The following is an 18,751-nucleotide window of genomic DNA, read 5'->3' on the forward strand; positions in this document are numbered from 1 at the left end:
ATTTGTCAATCCGGACACTCCCGTCGGGGCGCGGGCCCGCGTATTCGACGTGGCGAGGCACCAGGACCCGAACCAAGGAGGACGTCCGTGGAGAACACCGCACTGCTGCTCATCGACATCCAGAATGACTATTTCCCCGGGGGGCGGTTCGAACTGGATCGCTCGGATGCCGCGGCCACGAAGGCCCGGGCGGCCCTGGACTTCTTCCGGGAGCGCGGCGCTCCGGTCATCCACATTCGCCACGAATCACCGCAGCCCGGCGCCACCTTCTTCCTGCCAGGGACTCCGGGCGCGGAGCTTCATCCTCGAGTCGCGCCTCGACAGGGTGAAGCGGTGGTGCTCAAGCACTTCCCCAACAGCTTCCGTGAGACGGACCTCCAGGAACGTCTGCGAGCCCTGGAGGTGAAGCACCTGGTGGTCGTTGGGATGATGACCCTCATGTGCGTGGATGCCACGGTGCGGGCGGCCGCGGATCTGGGCTACACGGTCACCGTGCTCGGGGATGCGTGCGCGGCCCGGAGCCTGGAGTTCCAGGGCCAGCACGTGCCCGCGCCCCAGGTCCATGCCGCGTTCCTGGCGGCGTTGGGCATGGGCTACGCCAGGGTCCTGCCGACCGCCGACTTCCTGGCCCAGGCCGGACGCTGACCGGAGGGGTCGAGCAGCGCCGCCTCGACCCCCGCCGGCCGCTGCTACTGGCTCGTGAGCGCGTACGGCCTGAGCGACACCACCGCGTTGCCGCGGGCTCCGGTGTGGTTGGTGTAGGTGAGGTTCTTCTCCAGGGTGTAGAACGAATCGACGTAGTCGTCGTCGTTGGTGAACCATTCACCCGGCATGCGATCCACCAGCCCGCTGCCCAGGGCCACCAGGGCGCCGATCTCCGGCTGGCCGATGGCGGTCAGGATCTGGCTCGCGACATTGAACAGGTAGCTCACCAGCTCCTGGTAGCTGGTGTTGTCGTCGTGCTCCATGAGGATGACGTTCGCCGCGGCCCAGCGGTAACGCTCCCAGAAGATCAGGACCTGGTTCGGGAAGTAGGTCCTGCCGTCCGTGTCCAGATAGGGCATGTCGACGATGTCCAACTGCGGCGCGTCACGGCTGGGGTCGACACCATTGACGATGGCATAGACCTCCGCGTTACCGGAGATCCACGGCTCCTCGTCATTGTTCAGGTAGATGCGGTCGAGGATCGTCACCGGCGTGCTGGGCACCGCGGCCGCCGTGTCCAGGACGGGCAGGGGACGTTGCCCGAGGGTCACGAGCTGCTCGCGCATCAGCTTGATGCCAGCGGCCAGATCCCTGCGCGCGTCGATGTCCACCACCAACACCGGCTGGTCGGGCATGCGGTGCACGTCGAGGCGGTGCACGCGGCCAAGGCCATCGAAGGCCTCGATGAATCGCCACTGGGAGTCATCGCCATCCGGTTCGTACGCGTAGAGGGGGTCCACGCCTTGCTGCAATGCCGTCAGCATGGACGCGCTGGCCAGACGAAGCTGCAGCAGGCTGTCGAGCTCACGATCGAGGCCCTTGAGCCGACGGATGCTCAGGTCCGCTCGCTCCGCCACGCCCGTGACGGAAGCCGGGGCCGGCACGGTGCTCAGCCACTGCTTCAGGTCCACCGCGAGCTGCTCGCCGCTCAAGCGGGAAGCGAGCGCCTTTCGCAGCACCGGATCCTGCTTCGCCAGGGTCAGCGCCACCTCGCGCTTGTCGGCGGCCAGCGACACGCTGATGCGTTCGCGCAGCGCCGCTGGCTTCATGGCGTCGGCTCGAGCTTGGGGGGCTGCGTTCACGCAAACGAACAGCGCGATGACCATCCCTATCTGCTTCATTGGATCCTCCGGTGGGTGAGAGAGGGCGCTGGGCAATGCAACCCAATGCGAAGGCCATCAACAGCAGATGCCTGGGTCTTGCCATTCTCACAGAATGGACAAGCCCAGGTGTTCAAATCAAGAACTCTCTGGATGGGTGGAAATAGCCCCGACAGTTGAAGGTGTGCGCTGTGTCAGGGGCTACGTCGCATCATGGAAAATGATGCCCAGTGTGTGCCTCATTCCTGAGCGCAAGCGACTGACACCATGCCGCAGGTTGACGCGGTAGGTGCCTCGCGTGCCTTGCACGGGGCGGTGGTGCACCGCGAAGACGACCGCGTCTCCCTGCCGCAGGGAGACGACCTCCGCGCGGGATTGCATTCGCGGACGCTGCTCCGTCAGCACGAGCTCTCCGCCTGTGAAGTCACGGCCGGGTTCAGAGAGGAGGATGGCCACCTGGAGTGGGAAGACGTGCTCACCATACAGGTCCTGGTGCAGGCAGTTGTAGTCGTCCACGCCGTAGCGCAGGAGCAGGGGAGTTGGCCGCACCTGTCCCGCTTCATGGCAACGCGCGAGGAAGTCCGCGTGCGCGTCCGGATACCGCACGTCGATGCCCATGGCCGTGTTCCAGCGGTTCGCGATGGGCGCGAGCCACGGATACATCGCCGTGCGCAGCTCCGTCACGACCTCTGGCAGCGGGTGGTCGAAGTATTTGTATTCACCCCGGCCAAATCCATGTCTTGCCATCACCACGCGGCTGCGAAACGCATCCTCCACGTCGTAGAGCAGCGCCAGGGCCTCGCACTCCTCGGGCGTGAGCAGGTGCTCCAGCGCCGCGCACCCACGGGCATCCAGCTCCCGGCCCGTTGCCTCCCAGTCCACCGCGCGCACTCGCGCAGGGACTCCCGCCACGGGACGGACCGCGAGCGCACCTCCGCGTCGTGCACTCATCCCTGGGCCCCTCGCTTGAGCCCATCATGCTTGGAGGACTCCGCCTCTCGCTCCAGCAGCGTGCGCTTGCGCTCCACGCCCCACCGATAGCCAGACAGCGCACCGTCATTGCGCACCACCCGGTGACACGGAATCACCACCGCCAGCGCGTTCGCGCCGCACGCTTGCGCCACGGCTCGCACCGACTTCGGTGCGCCAATCCGCTGCGCGATGTCCGTGTAGCTCGCCGTCTTGCCCGCCGGAATCTCACGCAAGGCCTGCCACACGCGCTGCTGGAACGCCGTGCCCCTCACGTCCAGGGGCAGGTCCAGCCCCACGCCCGGCGCCTCCACGAAGCCCACGACCTTCGCCACCAGCTGCTCGAACGTCGCGTCCCCGCCCACCAGCGTCGCCTGCGGGAAGCGGTCCTGGAGGTCCTTCGCCAGCGCGTCCGGATCATCTCCCATCAGGATGGCGCACACGCCCCGGTTGCTCGTGGCGACGAGGATGGGCCCCAGCGAGCACTCCGCGATGGCGAAGCGGATCTCCGTGTTCGCGCCCCCGGCGCGGAAGTTCGTCGGCGTCATGCCCAGGACCTGGCTGGAGGTTTCGTAGAAGCGGCCGCTGGAGTTGAACCCGGCGTCGTAGATGGCCTCGGTGACAGAGCCGCGCTTCGTCAGGCCCGTGCGGATCCGCTCCGCCCGCTGCGCCGCCGCGTAGCCCTTCGGCGTCAGCCCCGTCACGGCCTTGAACACGCGGTGCAGGTGATAGGGCGACAGCCCCGCGCGCTCCGCCAGTTGCTCCAGGCTCGGCATCTCCTCGGACGCCTGGATGAAGCGGCACAGCTCGGCCACCCGGTCCGCGTGCTTCACGGCGAGCGAGGGCTCCCCTGGCTTGCAGCGCCTGCACGCGCGAAACCCCGCCTGCTCCGCCGCCTCCACCGACGCGTGGAACCCCACGTTCTCCGGCCGGGGCGTCCGAGCGCCACACGACGGACGGCAGAACACGCCCGTCGTCCGCACGGAATAGAAGAAGCGTCCATCCGCCGCCGCATCCCGAGCGACGACCGCTGCCCAGCGCGGGTCGCCCACCGTCGCCGCCGCGAGGACTTCCGTCTTCGTCGCCATGCCCTGCCTCCCTTCGAGCGCGGTCCCCATGACCACGTTGGGAAACCTAACCCCCCGTCTCCAGGCCAGCACTCCGCGCCTTGCGGTCGAATTCGAGCACCGCCCCGCGCCCCGGGAAAGCCACCCCGGAGCGCGGGAGGAACACCGCCGCTACCCGCAGGCGTCCACGAGCCGGCGCTCCGGCCGCCGCTCCCAGCCGCGCCCGTGGAAGGCGGCGCCCACCACCAGCGGCATCGTCACCGTGGCCTCTCCGTACACCATCTGCTCGTGCACGGTGGACACCTTGCCCCAGCTGCTGGCCTCGCGCAGCGTGGAGCCGGACAGCGCGCCGTCACGCTCGTCCGCCACCGTGAGCTGCACCGCGTACTTGTGCATGGCCACCGGCTGCTCCACGAAGTCCGCCGCCACGACGATGTCCTGGGCGAAGTTCTTCGGCACGCCGCCGCCCACCATGAACAGCCCCGAGTCCTCCATCCGCAGCCGGCACTTCGTCAGCTCCAGGAAGTCCCTCGCGCTGTCGATGGACACCTGGGGCTTCCCCGCGCGGTGCCACTGGTGGTGCACCAGCCCGAACCCCGCCGAGCAGTCGCTGAACGCCGGGACGAAGATGGGCACGCCCATTTCATGCGCCGCCAGCACCACGCTGTCGCGCGTCCTGCCGTGCTTCACCAGGTACCGGCCCATCTCCCCGATGAACTCGCGTGACGAGTACGGACGCGGCTCCAGCTCCGCCGCGATGCGCGCGATGGTGGCGTCGCACTCGCGCAGCTCGTCCTCGTCGATGTACGTGTCGTAGATGCGGTCGATGTGCAGCTCGCGCAGCGCGTTGTCGTCCGCGTCCGCGCGGCCCTTGTAGTGGCGGAAGCCCAGCGCCTCGAAGAAGTCCTGGTCCACGATGAGCGCCCCGGTGGAGACGATGGCGTCCACCATCCGGTGACGCACCATGTCCACCACCACCTGCTTCAGGCCGGCGGAGAACAGGCTGCCGGCGAGGCAGAGGATGACGCCGCACCGTTCGTCACGGAGCATGGCGTCATAGAGCCCCGCGGCGCGGCTCAGGTTGCGCGCCTGGAAGGCCATGTGCCCCATGGCCTCCACGAGCGGCCGCACGTCCAGGGCCTTGATGTCGATGTGCTGGATGGGAGCGCGAAGCAGCCCGGTCTTGCTGGGAGTGTCTGTCACGGCGGGTGTACCCCGACGGCCTGTGATGGAGGTCGGGAGGCCCTGGGCCGACAACAAGCGCCACCCGAGACGTCCTACGGTCCGGCCTCGGTAAGAGGGGGGACCGCCATCGGAGACGTCAGGTGGCGTGCGACCCGTGCTCCCTAACACGCCGGCCAGCCGGGTGCGAGCAATGCGTGGCGGCACGCTCGCGTATGACGTGACAGGATGCCGCACCCCAGTTCCTCCTTCCCATGAGCAAGCCATGTCCCACCTGCGTCTGATGTGGAAGCGCTCCCGTCTGTTCTGGCCCACGCTGGCCGCGTGCGCCGCGGTGCCCGCCTGGGCCGCCCCCGCGCCCATCGCCGTCCCCAACGCCGGCTTCGAAACCGCCGCCTCCACCGGCCTGCCCCAGGGCTGGACCGCCACCGGCCAGGGCAAGGTATCCGCCCGCGGCGACGCGAAGGCGGAGGGCAGCCGCAGCCTGGTCATCGAGAGCCCCCAGGGCGGCGCGGAGACCACCGTCACCTCCGAGCCCGTGAAGCTCCAGGTGGGCCGCCTCTACCGGCTCTCCGCCTGGGTCCGCACGAAGGGCGTGCAGGCGGACGCGCAGGCCCGCTACCCCACGGCGCTGGGCGCGTGTCTGTCCATGCAGAGCTTTCCCTTCACCAACTGCTCGCCGCCGCAGGGCGCGGACCAGAGCGGCCGCGTGCAGGTGCTGTTCTTCGCCACCACGTCCAATGACCGCGTGCGCGCGCACCTGGGCCACAACGGCAAGGCCACCGGCACCGCGTGGTTCGACGACGTGAAGCTGGAGGAGGTGGACGACGTCACCGCGTACGTCCCCATGGAGAGCGTGCGCTGGGCCGGCAAGGGCTTCCGCTACGACGACGGCGGCTGGGTGTACGTGCACATCGAGGGCGAGCCCTACGAGCGCGGCCGGCAGTACGGCGAGCTCGTGTCCCAGGAGATCGTCCGCTACATCGAGAAGCTGGGCATCCAGAAGGACAAGGCGGACGCCGCGAAGGGCTGGGCGCAGGTGCGCCTGCTCGCGGACTCGCTGTTCCTGCGCCGCTTCGACCCCGAGTACCTGGAGGAGATGAAGGGCATCGCCGACGGCGCCAACAAGGGCGGCGCGAAGTTCAAGGGCCCGGACGGCAAGGAGCGCGACCTGGACGTGCTGGACGTCGTCGCCATCAACTCCGCCGTGGACCTGGGGCAGCTGGAGGACGCCAACCGCGTCACCGCGTCACCGCTCTCCGGCCGCACCTTCCTCAAGGGCGAGGACGAGAACGGCCGGGCGGGGGAGGGCGACCACTGTTCGTCGTTCGTGGCCACCAAGTCCGCGACGAAGGACGGCCGCGTCGTCATGGGGCAGATCTTCATGTGGAACGGCTACACCGGCGTCCACTGGGACGTGGTGCTGGACGTGCAGCCCACCAAGGGCCACCGCTTCGTGATGCAGACCTTCCCGGGCGGCATCCACAGCGGCTCCGACTGGATGCTCAACGACGCGGGCATCGTCATCGGTGAGACGACGGTGGGCCAGACGCCCTTCAACATCGACGGCACGCCGCAGAGCAACCGCATCCGCAAGGCCGTGCAGTACGCGAACTCCATCGACGACGTGGAGCGCATCCTCAAGGACCGCAACAACGGCCTCTACACCAACGACTGGACGCTGGCGGACACCAAGACGGACGAGGGCGCGTGCCTCCTGCTGGGCACCGCGAAGACGCGCCTGTGGCGCACCGGCAGCAAGGGCAAGGCCTCCGACACGCCCGGAAACCTCAAGGACTTCATCTGGGCCAACAACAACAACCGCGACCCGGAGGTGCGCAAGGAGTCCGTGCCCAACGCGAGCAACGCCCCGGTGGACCTGGCCTTCAACACCTGGAACCGCGACATCGCCTTCCAGGAGTTCTACGCGAAGTACGGCAAGGGCGGCTTCGACGTGGACAGCGCCACGCGGATGATGGCCTCCAGCCCCATCAACCGCCCCCACGCGTGTGACGGGAAGATCACCACGTCGGAGATGACCGAGAAGCTGATGTTCCTCGCGCACTACGGCAAGACGACGCTGCGCGAGAAGATGGTGGGCAGCCGCTGGATTCCAGACCTGCCCGGCGCCACGCCGCACCTGTCCCTGGGCTACACCGCCTTCAGCCCCATCTACGTGGCGGACCAGCTCAAGGCCGCCAAGGCGAAGCAGAAGCCGGAGCCCAAGGCGGACACCCAGCCCAAGCGCGACTTCGCCCGCGTGAAGGACGCGCTCCGCTTCGACGAGAAGAAGCTCTGGTCCAACACGGTGTTCCCCGCGACGGACGCGGACAACTGGTTCGGCAGCGGGTCCGCCGCGTACTGGACCCAGCTCAGGGACCTGCCGGAGGGGGATGACCTCTCCAAGGCCTTCGACACGCAGCGCGACGCGCTGGCGGAGCTCAACGCCCGCTACCTCTACATCACGGCTCGCGAGGGCGACGTGGTGCCCATCGCCGCGCGCACGGACTACGGCCGCTATGGCCAGTACGCGGTGCCGCGCATCAAGGGCACGTACCTGCTGCACCAGCTGCGGCTGACCCTGGGCAACGCGAAGTTCGCCCGTGTGATGGACGCGGTGCACGGCAAGTTCGCCAACAAGAAGCTCACCACGCAGGACTTCATCCGCACCGCGTCCGAGGCCGCGGGACAGGACGTGGGCCCGTGGGTGAAGCAGTGGGTGGAGCGCGGGGGCCTGCCCGCGCCGCGCCTCACAACGCGCGCCCAGAAGGCGAAGGAGGGCTACGAGGTGACGCTGAAGGTGGACCAGTCCGGGACGCCCTGGCGCTTCGCCACGCTGGTGGAGGTGCAGACGGAGAAGGGCAGCGTGCTGGAGCGCGTGGAGGTGAAGGGCGCAAGCGACACCTTCACCGTGAAGGTCGCGGACCGGCCGGTGCGCGTGGTGTTCAACGTGGGCAACGACATCCCCGTGGCCCGCGAGCGCTACCAGACCCTGGCCAACACGCTGGATGACTGGGAGAAGCTCCTCTTCGTCTACGGCTCCGCGCACCAGGTGGAGTCCATGCGCACGCTGGCGACGAACTACCGCGAGCAGCTGGCGGACGCGTCCCCGGAGAGGCTGGCCCCGCTCAAGCCGGACGCGGAGGTGACGGACGCGGAGCTGGCGGACCGCGACCTCGTCGTCTTCGGCGGCCTGGAGGACAACGGGCTGCTGGCGCGGCTGGCGGCGGAGAAGAAGCTGCCGGTGGAGCTGGGCCGGCGCTACTTCCGGTGGCAGGGCAAGACGTACGGCCGCGCGGATGACGGCCTGGCCATGGCGCTGCCCAACCCCTGGAACCCGAAGCGGACGCTCTACCTCTTCGTCGCCAACAGCGGCCTGGAGTTGTGGCACATGACGCGCTCCTTCCAGCGCGGCCTCCAGAGCTGGGCCCTGTTCCGCGCGGGCGAAGTCAGCGGCAAGGGCTTCCACGCCGCCGACGGCCTCACCCAGGAGCTGTCCGTGGACCTGCCCGCCCCCAAGCTGGGCATGCTCACCCCCTGAGCCGCTGAACTGAAGACCGGATGCCCCAAGCAAGGGCCGGCGGTGAGCACTCCCGCCGGCCCTTCTTGCGCCCGCCTGCCAGCCTCCCTCTAAGAACCCCGGTCGATTTGACTCCTGGGCGGAGAGGGTTAAATCTCTCTTCAGGAAATGAATCGAGATTCAAAATCTGAGGCGCCCGTCAAACGGCTGCGCTCGCGCATGAAGGAAGCCACCGCCGACGCCATCCTGTCGGCGGCCGCGGGGGTGTTCGCGCGGGACGGCCTGCACGCGGCGAAGATGGAGTCCATCGCCGAGCTGGCAGGCGTGTCGGTGGGGACGCTCTACAACCACTTCACCGACCGCGCGGCCCTGCTGGACGCGCTGCGCGTGAAGCGGCGGCAGGTGATGCTGGACCGGCTGGACAAGGCCCTGGCGCCCGTGACGGAGCGGCCCGCGCGCGAACAGCTGCGCGCCTTCGTGACGGCGGTGTTCGCCCACGCGGCGGAGCAGGACGCGTTCGTCCGGGTGCTGATGCAGCTGCCGGAGGACCCCGCGCGCAAGAGCCGCATGATGGCGGAGCTCACCCGGCGCCTGACGGTCATCCTCGACCGGGGCATCCAGGCCGGTGACATCCGCGCGGAGGGCCGCGCGTTCTACCCGGCCCTCTTGATGGGAATGGTGCGCGGCGCGCTGGACCGCCTGCGCGAGGCCGACGCCGCGAACCCTCCGGCGGCCGCCTGGGCGGAGGAGATCCTCCGCGTCTTCTTGAAGGGCATCGAGGTCGACTGACATGGCGACAGCCGTCGCGACACCGGAGGTCCTGGCACAAGCCACGCCCAAGGCCCCCGTCAACAAGTGGCTCGTCACGCTGTCGGTGACGTTCGGCACGCTGATGGGCGCCATCGACTCGTCCATCGTGAACGTGGCGCTGCCGCAGATCCGCGGCGCCGTGGGCGCCACGGTGCAGGAGATCACCTGGGCCACCACGGGCTTCGTCATCGCCACGGTGATGGTGATGCCGCTCACGGGCTTCCTGGGCCGCATGTTCGGCCAGAAGCGCGTGTACCTGGCGTGCCTGGTGCTCTTCGTCGCGGGCTCGTTCCTGTGCGGGCTCGCGTGGAACCTGCCCACGCTGGTGCTCTTCCGCTTCCTGCAGGGCCTGGGCGCGGGCGCGCTCCAACCCACCGAGCAGGCCATCCTGAGGCAGACGTTCCCGCCCAAGGAGCAGGGCACGGCGATGGCCATCTTCGGCATGGCCGTGATGGTGGGTCCGGCCATTGGCCCCACGCTGGGCGGCTACATCGTGGACAACTGGCACTGGTCCTGGATCTTCTTCATCAACGTGCCAGTGGGCATCCTGGGCTTCTTCATGGTGGCCCGCTTCGTCCAGGAGGACGACCAGCTGCGCGCCACCGCGCGCCGGGAAGCCGAGCAGCAGCGCAAGCACATGGACTGGGCGGGCATCACGCTGCTCTGCATGGGCCTGGCCACCCTCCAGTACTTCCTGGAGGAGGGGCAGGCGGATGACTGGTTCGAGTCCCCCGTCATCGTCATCTGCGCGCTCCTCTCCGCCACGTGCCTCATCGCCTTCGTCATCCGCGAACTCACGGCGGTGGCGCCCGCGGTGAACCTGCGCCTGTTCAAGGACCCGGTGTTCGCGTCCGGCACGCTGCTGGGCGCGCTGGTGTTCGCGGTGCTCATGGCCAGCATGTTCCTCTTGCCGGTGTTCATGCAGGAGCTGCTGGGCTTCACCGCGACGCAGTCCGGCTTCTCGCTGATGCCGCGCACGCTGGTGATGATGTTGATGATGCCCATCGTCGGGCGGCTGTACGGCAAGGTGCCGGCGCGGGTGCTGGTGGGGATTGGCATCGTGTTCGCGGGCTTCGGCGCCTACGAGATGAGCCACTTCTCGCTCGCCACCGGCTCCCGCAACATCATCGCGGCCATCGCGCTGCAGGGCGTGGGCTTCAGCCTGATGTTCGTGCCGCTCAGCGCCACGGCGCTCGGCAGCATCCCGCGCGAGCGGATGGCGGACGCGACGGGCCTCAACTCGCTCCTGCGCCAGATTGGCGGCTCCGTGGGCCTGGCCATCTTCACCACGCTCCTGTCGCGCTACAGCGTGCTGTCCAAGGCCTCCATCGCGGCGCACCTGTACCCGGAGCGGTGGGAGGTGGCCAGCCGCATGGCCGCCACCCAGAAGGGGCTCATGCAGCACGGCCTGGACGCCGCGAGCGCCAGCATGGCCAGCCTCCAGATGATGGTGGGCAACGTGTCGCGCCAGGCCATGGTGCTCGCGTTCGACAAGCTCTTCGTCCTGGCGGCGCTGATGTTCGTGGTGGTGCTGCCGCTCATCTACTTCCTCAAGGACCCCCCGAGCGTCGGGGGTTCCCACGAGAAACCCCACATCGACGTGGAGATTTAAGACATGGCAACGACAACGACAGCTCCCCAACTCGTCCCCGAAGCGGCGCCCGCGCCCGCCGCCGCGGCACAGGCGAAGCGCGGCAAGCGGGGCTTCCTCATCCTCGGCGTCGTCGTGGCCACCATCCTGCTGGCCATTGGTGGCTTCAAGCTCGTCACCGCCGGGCAGGAGACCACCGACGACGCGCAGGTGGAGGCGGACGTGGTGCCCCTGGCCTCGCGCGTGTCCGGCCCCGTGGTGAAGGTGTCCGTGCTGGACAACGCCACCGTGCACCAGGGGGACGTGCTCCTTCAAATCGATCCGCGTCCGTACGAGGCGCGCGTGAAGCAGGCGGAAGCCGAGCTGGAGTCCGCGCGCGCCCAGGCGGCCGCGGCGGACGCGCAGGCCACGGTGGCGGAGGCCGGCGCGAAGGGCGGCCTGTCCAGCGCGAAGGCGCTCGTGTCCACGAGCACGTCCGCGGTGAGCAGCGCCCAGGCCCAGGTGGCGGCGGCCCGCGCCGCCGTGACGCGCGCGGAGTCCCAGGCCCGCAAGGCCACGCTGGACCTGGAGCGGGCCCAGAGCCTGCGCCAGCAGAACGTGGTGGCGCAGAGCGCGCTGGATGACGCGCGGACGGCCAACGAGACGGCGCAGGCCGCGCTTGAGGGCGCCCGCGCGCAGCTCGCCCTGGCGGAGGAGGGCCGGCGCACCGCGGAGAGCAAGGTCGCGGAGGCGAAGGGCCAGCTCGACGTGAGCGCCCCCATCGACGAGAAGATCGCCGCCGCCCAGGCCAACGCGTCGCTGGCGCACGCCCGGGTGAAGGGCGCGGAGGCCGCGCTGGACCAGGCGAAGCTCCAGCTGGAGGACACGCGCATCGTGGCCCCGGCGGACGGCCAGGTGTCCAAGCTGTCCGTGCACGCGGGCCAGCTGCTCAGCCCCGGCCAGGCCGTGGCGGAGCTGGTGCCGCTCACCACCTACGTGGTGGCCAACTTCAAGGAGACGCAGGTGGGCCACATGCAGCCCGGCCAGCGCGTGGAGGTGGAGTTGGATGCCTTCTCCGGTGAGAAGCTGGAGGGCAAGGTGGAGAGCCTCTCCGGCGGCACCGGCTCCCGCTTCTCCCTGCTGCCGCCCGACAACGCGTCCGGCAACTTCGTGAAGGTCGTGCAGCGCGTGCCCGTGCGCATCACCTGGGTGCACCCGCCCGAAGGCCTGGCCCTGCGCGCCGGCCTCTCCGCCGACGTGACGGTGCACACGAAGTAGGCCCCAGGCCCGAAGCCCCACACCCCAGCGCCGCGCCCCGCACAGGGACGCGGCGCTTCTTCTTGGAACGGGGTTGACGCGTCAGGGGCAATCATTGACGCGTCAGGTGACACGTCTGACATGGCCGGGACGCGGACTCTTTCTGTAAAGGCTCAGGGTCCCTGGAATCCCGGTAATTGCCTCGCCAGGAGTGTGTCTTGCATCCGCTCCTCCTCCACCGCGAGGAGCAAAGGCATGAGCACGACCTACAAGATTCACCCGGCCATCGGCGTGGCCCGCGTCGGAGACAGCGAGGACTACTACCTGGGGCCCGAGGAGGCAGGAGGACTGCCGTTGGAGGTGGGGGGCGGCAGCGTGACCCGGTTTCGCGATGCCGGCATGGCGGTTCGCAGACAGGCCGCGCGCTTTCAAATCCATGCCTACGACTCGCCGGGCTCGAACGGGCGCAGGGTCCAGCCGGGGGAGGGCGGCGTCAAAGACATCCGCTGGACGGTCCACCTGGCCAACAAGAAGTCCGCCTGGTACGAGTTCCGGCAGCAGCAGGGCGCGGACGGCACCTACGCCGCCGACCACCCGCTGCGGAACCCACGCACCCTGGGGGATGACCGCAACGCGCTCATCCTCGATGCGGGGCCGCGCACCGTCGCCTGCCGGGGCAGCGCGGGCTGTCCCACCACCGTGGCGTGTGAACTGCTCCCGGCGTCCGCCCGCCCTTCGCGACTCCTCCCCGAAGGCAGCGACATCACCACCCTGGGAAAGCTGGTCACGGATGCCGGGGGCTACCTCCACGCGGTGGGCGGCCATGGCAGGTCCGGCGTGTCGGTTCGCCATGACATCACGAGCGGTCTGCTGGAGAACTGGGCGCGGTACCACACGCTGGAGCAGGTGAGCGGCCTGAGCGGGAAGGCGCAGGACCTGCTCCTCGCGCTGAAGAGCATCGCGGACATCGGCTACGACACCCAGGAGGCGTTCGACGCCGCCGTCGACTCCGTCCTCACGGGCCCCGGCCTGGGGCTCACGCCCGACCAGGTGACCCAGGCGAGGCAATTCATCGACACGAACGCCTACCCCCAGCCCCGGCTGGACACGTACGCCAACAACACCTTCTGGTGGGATGACATCTCGGACGGACCCGTCACCGCGACGCTGGTCATGGATGACGACTCCGAGCACGAGGTGGAGTTCCCCGCGTGGGTGGTGGTGGGGCCCCCGGGGTACGCACCGCAAATCCTCAACGTCATCACGCTCTACGACACGCTCTACGACACCTTCGTCACCCAGCGGGGGCTCGTCCCCGGGCTCTACCAGGGTGGGCAGTTCCAGCAGGACTACACGCCCAACTTCCAGGCGGAGCTGCTTCCCATCCTCAGCCGCCCGGCCGCCTATCAGTGGGTCGCCGACGTGGGCCCGCAGGGCAATGGCAGACACGACTCCTTCCAGGGCGGCAACCTGGGTCCTCGTTTCCTCCAGAAGATCCGGACCCCCGAGGACGTCAACGCGCCGACGCCGGACCTCATGCCGAAGCTGGCGGGCGACAACCCCATCTCCGAAGTCCTCCCCCGGAAGTTCCTGAGCCTCACGCGGACCCAGTACTTCCTCCTCCAGCAATTCAGCGCGGGCAAGGTCGACCATTCGACTCCCAAAGCCCCCGCGTCGGAGGGCGCGCGGCTGGACCGCGCCGTGCTGGAGAACTGCGTGGGCGGCGCGTTCTGCCCGGGCATCGAGATGACATGGATTGCCCGGGACGCGAACTTCTTCCAGGACGACCCGGCCGCGGGCTTCCGCTTCAAGCACCGCGACAGGTCCAGGGGCCAGGCGCTCCAGTGGAACACCAACCCTCACGACGGGCTGGGCCTGGAGCCGGGGGATGCCAGCAAGTACATGGCGCTGCCATGGCAGGCCGACTTCAACGAGTGCTCCAACCAGGTCGTCCAGGGGACGTCGCTCTGGTGGTGGCCCGCTCAGCGGCCCTACTTCGTGAGCTACCTGGGAGACGACCAGCAATGGCACCAGGACTATTGGACGCGTCCGACGGACATCAACTTCGACAAGGACGAGGACATGGTCTTCCACTGGAAGGAGCTGGGCTTCGTCCTCAAGCGGTCGGATGCCTCCGCCTCCCAGCAGGGCCCTGAGGCCGCGCCAGGTCTGCCGCCCGCGCCCACGTTCATCGAGGTGGAGCGGACGTACGCGCCCGCCACGGGCCAGGAGGAACCGGCCCTCGCCAAGGCGGCGAACTCGTGAGCGAGGACTCCTGCGACGTGGCCGTCATCGGCGGCGGCCCCTCGGGCGCGGCGACGGCCGTGGCCTTGAGGAGGAAGGCGCCGTCCCTCTCCGTCACCCTGGTCGAGCGAACCACCTATGACGCCCCCCGGCTGGGAGAGACCCTGCCACCGGACGTCCGCCTGCCGCTGTCGCGGCTCGGCGTCTGGGAAGGCTTCCTGCGCGACGGACACCTCGCCTCTCGAGGCACGTCGTCCTGCTGGGGCCGGGCGGAGCCGGGCTTCCATGACACGTGGCTGTCCCCCTGGGGCCCCGCGTGGCATCTGGACCGGGCGCGCTTCGACGAACGGCTGAGCACCGAAGCCTTCCAGCAAGGCGCCCGGGTGCTGCGAGCGACGGCCCTGGTGGAGTCGGAGTCACTGGGGCGCGACGGCTACCGGCTCCGCCTCGACCAGGGGGCAGCAGGCCCCAGCACGCTGCGCGCACGCTTCGTCGTGGACGCCACGGGAGGCAAGGCCACCTTCGCCTCGGCTCGAGGCGCGCGGCGGCTCGTGAGCGACCGCTGCTTCGCCGTGTACGGCGCCTTCCAGCTTCCGGGCGACGCGGCCTTCCCCACCCACGCGCTGGTGGAGGCCTGTCCGGAGGGCTGGTGGTACTCGGCGTTGCTGCCGGGGGGGCGCGTCGTCGTCGCGCTCGTTGGCGATGGTGACTCCTTGCGCGGCCTGCGCTGGGCCACGCCCGCGTCGTGGATGCACCTGCTGAAGCAGGCGCCGGCGACCCGGGCGCGGCTGGACGTCTGTGACTTCTCCGGCGAGGCGCTCGTCGCGGCGCCCGTGCTCGTCGGACGGTTGGACCGGCCGTGGGGGGAGCAGTGGCTCGCCGTGGGTGACGCGGCGTGCACCTACGACCCGCTGTCCTCCCAGGGCATCGCCAAGGCGTTGGACTCCGCGCTCCTGGCCGCCGACGCGCTGGAGCGCTGCCTGCGCGGCGACGCGGACGCGCTCCAGGCCTACGAGTCCACGTTGCACTCGCGGTTCCAGGCCCATCAACACACCCGTGGGGACTACTACCGCCAGGAACAGCGGTGGCCCCAGTCCCCCTTCTGGAAGAACCGGTGGGAGGCATTGCCCGCTCCCGCCGCGCCTCCCGCGCAGCTCCGCCGCTCCCATTCCACCGAGGTGAACCCATGAAGACGAGGTATGTGATTGTCACGGCGGGCGCCGTGCTCGCCATCGCGGCCGCGGTGGTCGTGCAGCGCGGGGCGCCCAAGCCCGTGGTCCTGGCCACGAGCGGCAGCGGAGGGGATGGCCTCGTCCCTCCGCCTTATCCCGTGTTCCCGCGAGGCAATGCCCTGCTCACGCCCCTGGCCGAGTCCAGCGACGAGGCCCAGTCCTTCCTGAAGTTCTACTCGACGCAGCTGGGCGTCCAGTTGCCCAGGATCCAGAGCGGCGACCTGGTCAAGCTGCCGCCCCGGAACCTGGACATCGCACACAACGGACTGAACCTCGGCAGCCAGGACTTCAACTCCTCCCTGGTGTGTCAGTCCTGCCATGACTCGGATTGGAAGGCCCAGGGCAGCGACCTGCCGGAGATGGCGTTCTGGCAGCAGCCCACGGTCAACAGCCTCTGGCCGAGCGGTGGCGCGGGCCCCATGAAGCTGTCCGCCAACTGGTCCCCCTTTGGAGACTGGAGCGCCTCCATCAAGGCCCTGGCGGGCCGGGACCCGGTCTTCCTCGCCCAGGTGGAGACGACCCGTTCGCTGTCTCCGCACCAGCCCTATCAGGTGGACCAGCTCTGTCTGAGATGCCATTCGCCCCTGGCGGAGCGCCAGGCCCTGGCCAACAACGCCCCGTTCGACCACTTCACCCTCTACGCGACGCCAGAGGGAGCGCCCTACAAGAACCCGTTCCCATCCAGCCCGTCGGCGGGTTCGCAATACGCGACCTACGGCGCGCTGGCCCGGGACGGCCTCTCCTGCGCCGTCTGCCATTCCATGGCGCCGACGCAGGGCCAGCCCTGGAATGGCACGGACTACAGCCTCTTCTATGGCTCCGACGGAGACCTCTTCGGCGCGGCCGTCTCCGACCGGCTGGTCAGCGCGGAGGACAAGAAGACGCTCACGCCGCCGTCCTTCCCCTTCACCTCGTCCATGAACCTGCACCCCGGCGCCATCCTCGGGCCTGACTTCGGCCTCAACGCGAAGCCCATGGCGGCGGCGGGGGTGAGCCTGGAGACCGCGGCGCACGTGGACGGACACAGCTACCTGCGCGACTCCATGGTGTGCGGCGCCTGCCACGTCGTCATCCTCCCCAAGGTCCCCACCAATTACAGGCCCGGCATGGCCCTCTCCGCGGCGGGCGAAGGCTACGAGCGCCCCGCGAGCTGCGACGCCAGCAAGACGACCTTCAGCGCCGACGGCAACTTCACGAAGGATCCCTGCGTCGCGCTCGCCTATGAGCAGACCACCTACTTCGAGTGGCTCAACAGCGGCTACCCCGACGCCAAGACGTCGTGCCAGGGCTGCCACATGCCGCTCGCCACGCCGGCCTCCCCCCACGACAACCGCGTGTACGTGGCGCAGTACAACGACGACCTGGACCCCTTCTACCAGGGCAGCCCGCCCCCGGTGGCGCGCGAGTACAACCGGCACACGCTGCTGGGCATCAACCTGTTCGTTCACGAGATGTTCCAGCAGTTCCCGGACGTGCTCGGGCTGGACTTCTACCTGTCGCCGGACTCACGCGTCCCGCCCTACCTCCAGTCCCCCGACATCCTGAACCGCACACCCAACCTCGTCCCCAACCCGGGCGCCGAGGATGGCAACACGGTGGGCTGGAGCGAGCACAGCGCCATCGCCGCCGTCCAGAAGCTCGCGGGAGACCAGGGGCGTTCCATCCACCCGAGCCACGGCCGCTACTTCTTCCAGCTCAAGGAGGGCAGCGCGACGCTGAGCATCGACCTCAGCCGCTACCAGGCTGCCCTCCAGAAGGCAGGCGACAAGACGACCCTCCTCTGGGGCGCCACCGCCTGGTGCGACCAGCTCTCCTGCGGAGCGCTCGTCGTGCGCGCCTTCAACGCGCAGGGCGTCGCGGCGTCCACGACCCCTCCGCTCGCGGTCGACCCGGGACAGTCCCGGTGGCAGGCGCGCCAGGCGTCCATGGTCCTGGGCACGGATGTCCGGCGGCTGGAGCTTGGCTTCACCGCGCGGAGTGGCGAAGGGCTCCTGCTGGATGACCTCTTCATCGCCCTGCGCTTCCCGGATGGCACCATCGCGCCGCTGACGGATGCCAGCCGCAACTACGTGGTCGCGCAGAACCTGCTCAACGCCGAGCAGTCCATCCTCGACCTCGCGTACAGCACGGCCCAGGGCTCCTTCAATCCGCGGCTCCCCGCGGTGCAGGTGTCCCTGGGGAACGTGTCCACCGACAACGGCATGTTGAGCGTCCCCGTCACCCTGCTCAACAACGCGGGGCACAAGTTCCCCAGCGGCGCGGGCTTCCGCCGGGCGTTCATCCAGTTCGAGGTCCTGGACGCGTCCGGCAAGGCGCTCTGGGCGTCGGGCCAACCCAACGCGCAAGGCGCCATCTGCAACGGCCCCTGCAATGCCAATGGCGACAACGTCCTCACCAGCGAGTTCTCGTCCGACCCCGGCCAGCTCCAGCCGCACTACCAGACGCTTCAGCGGCAGGACCAGGTTCAAATCTACGAGACCCGCGTCATGGACGACGTGAAGAAGGTCACCAGCCTGGAGCTCCAGCAGTTCAAGGACTTGAAGGACAACCGCATCCTCCCCGCGGGCTGGAAGCCGCCGGCCCTGCGCAAGTCCGGCGAGCTCCAGCTGGGGCTGGACCTCCACCAGCTGGCCCAAATCACCATGCCCCTGAGCGAGGTCCAGGGAACCCAGCCCGGCATTGAAAGTGATCCGGACTACCCCAATGACAGCCATCCCCGGGAGGCCGAGGGCGAAGACACGCTGGTGTACCAGGTCCCCCTCGCGGAGATTCCTTCGTGGGCCTCCATCCGGGTCCGGCTGAACTACCAGAGCATTCCTCCGGGCTACCTGGGCGCGCGGTTCAAGGACGCGCTCCAGGGAAACCAGCAGCCGGGGCCCGCCATGAGCCGGCTCATCTACATGAGCAGCCACCTCAACACGAAGACGCCCATGCAGGGCCAGACCTACGGCGCCTCCCAGCCCACGGACGTCATGAACAACTGGTCCATGGTCCTGGGTGAGGCCCGGGTGACGAAGCGCTGAAGCACCGCGGCACCAACGAAACGGCCACCGGCTCAAGAGAGCCGGTGGCCGCTTTCACTTCTCAATGCCTGC

General features: G+C 69.1%; 12 protein-coding genes. 8 read left to right on the plus strand and 4 right to left on the minus strand.

The window, feature by feature from the left end; all coding sequences use genetic code 11:
- Positions 1–87: 87 nt before the first annotated feature.
- On the plus strand, positions 88–645 hold the full coding sequence (locus tag AABA78_RS35430; RefSeq protein ID WP_338269888.1) for a cysteine hydrolase family protein: 558 nt from the start codon (positions 88–90) through the stop codon (positions 643–645).
- Between the two features lie 44 nt (positions 646–689).
- Here AABA78_RS35430 and AABA78_RS35435 read toward each other — a convergent pair whose 3' ends face one another.
- From AABA78_RS35435 to AABA78_RS35450, 4 genes are all read right to left on the minus strand, one after another.
- The gene (locus tag AABA78_RS35435; protein WP_338269889.1) at positions 690–1,754 is read right to left on the minus strand and encodes a DUF3103 domain-containing protein; all 1,065 of its coding nucleotides are present in this window, start codon (positions 1,752–1,754) and stop codon (positions 690–692) included.
- 252 nt (positions 1,755–2,006) lie between these two features.
- Positions 2,007–2,756 (minus strand): 2OG-Fe(II) oxygenase, encoded by a 750-nt coding sequence (locus AABA78_RS35440; RefSeq protein WP_338269890.1) that lies wholly within the window; start codon positions 2,754–2,756, stop codon positions 2,007–2,009.
- The gene (gene ada / locus AABA78_RS35445) at positions 2,753–3,862 is read right to left on the minus strand and encodes a bifunctional DNA-binding transcriptional regulator/O6-methylguanine-DNA methyltransferase Ada (RefSeq protein WP_338269891.1); all 1,110 of its coding nucleotides are present in this window, start codon (positions 3,860–3,862) and stop codon (positions 2,753–2,755) included. Before ada ends, AABA78_RS35440 begins: the two co-directional genes overlap by 4 nt.
- A 150-nt stretch (positions 3,863–4,012) precedes the next feature.
- On the minus strand, positions 4,013–5,044 hold the full coding sequence (locus tag AABA78_RS35450) for a 1,9-bis(guanidino)-5-aza-nonane synthase (RefSeq protein WP_338269892.1): 1,032 nt from the start codon (positions 5,042–5,044) through the stop codon (positions 4,013–4,015).
- Positions 5,045–5,288: 244 nt separating this feature from the next.
- Between AABA78_RS35450 and AABA78_RS35455 the strand changes: the two genes are divergently transcribed.
- The 7 genes from AABA78_RS35455 (at position 5,289) to AABA78_RS35485 (ending at position 18,679) form a co-directional block, all read left to right on the plus strand.
- On the plus strand, positions 5,289–8,564 hold the full coding sequence (locus AABA78_RS35455) for a C45 family autoproteolytic acyltransferase/hydrolase (protein ID WP_338269893.1): 3,276 nt from the start codon (positions 5,289–5,291) through the stop codon (positions 8,562–8,564).
- A 198-nt stretch (positions 8,565–8,762) separates the two neighbouring features.
- Positions 8,763–9,332: a TetR/AcrR family transcriptional regulator gene (locus AABA78_RS35460; protein WP_338269894.1), complete on the plus strand. Its 570-nt coding sequence runs from the start codon at positions 8,763–8,765 to the stop codon at positions 9,330–9,332.
- A gap of 1 nt (position 9,333) precedes the next feature.
- Positions 9,334–10,965, plus strand: coding sequence for a DHA2 family efflux MFS transporter permease subunit (locus AABA78_RS35465; RefSeq protein WP_338269895.1), 1,632 nt, complete (start codon positions 9,334–9,336; stop codon positions 10,963–10,965).
- Positions 10,966–10,968: 3 nt separating this feature from the next.
- The gene (locus AABA78_RS35470) at positions 10,969–12,201 is read left to right on the plus strand and encodes an HlyD family secretion protein (protein ID WP_338269896.1); all 1,233 of its coding nucleotides are present in this window, start codon (positions 10,969–10,971) and stop codon (positions 12,199–12,201) included.
- 234 nt (positions 12,202–12,435) lie between these two features.
- A complete protein-coding gene (locus AABA78_RS35475; protein WP_338269897.1) occupies positions 12,436–14,445 on the plus strand; it encodes a LodA/GoxA family CTQ-dependent oxidase in 2,010 nt (669 codons plus the stop codon).
- Positions 14,442–15,614, plus strand: a complete 1,173-nt coding sequence (locus AABA78_RS35480; protein WP_338269898.1) for a tryptophan 7-halogenase — start codon at positions 14,442–14,444, stop codon at positions 15,612–15,614. Before AABA78_RS35475 ends, AABA78_RS35480 begins: the two co-directional genes overlap by 4 nt.
- Positions 15,611–18,679: a hypothetical protein gene (locus AABA78_RS35485; protein ID WP_338269899.1), complete on the plus strand. Its 3,069-nt coding sequence runs from the start codon at positions 15,611–15,613 to the stop codon at positions 18,677–18,679. Before AABA78_RS35480 ends, AABA78_RS35485 begins: the two co-directional genes overlap by 4 nt.
- Positions 18,680–18,751 lie beyond the last annotated feature (72 nt).

The sequence above is a fragment of the Corallococcus caeni genome (assembly GCF_036245865.1).
In the GTDB taxonomy this organism is placed as follows: domain Bacteria; phylum Myxococcota; class Myxococcia; order Myxococcales; family Myxococcaceae; genus Corallococcus; species Corallococcus caeni.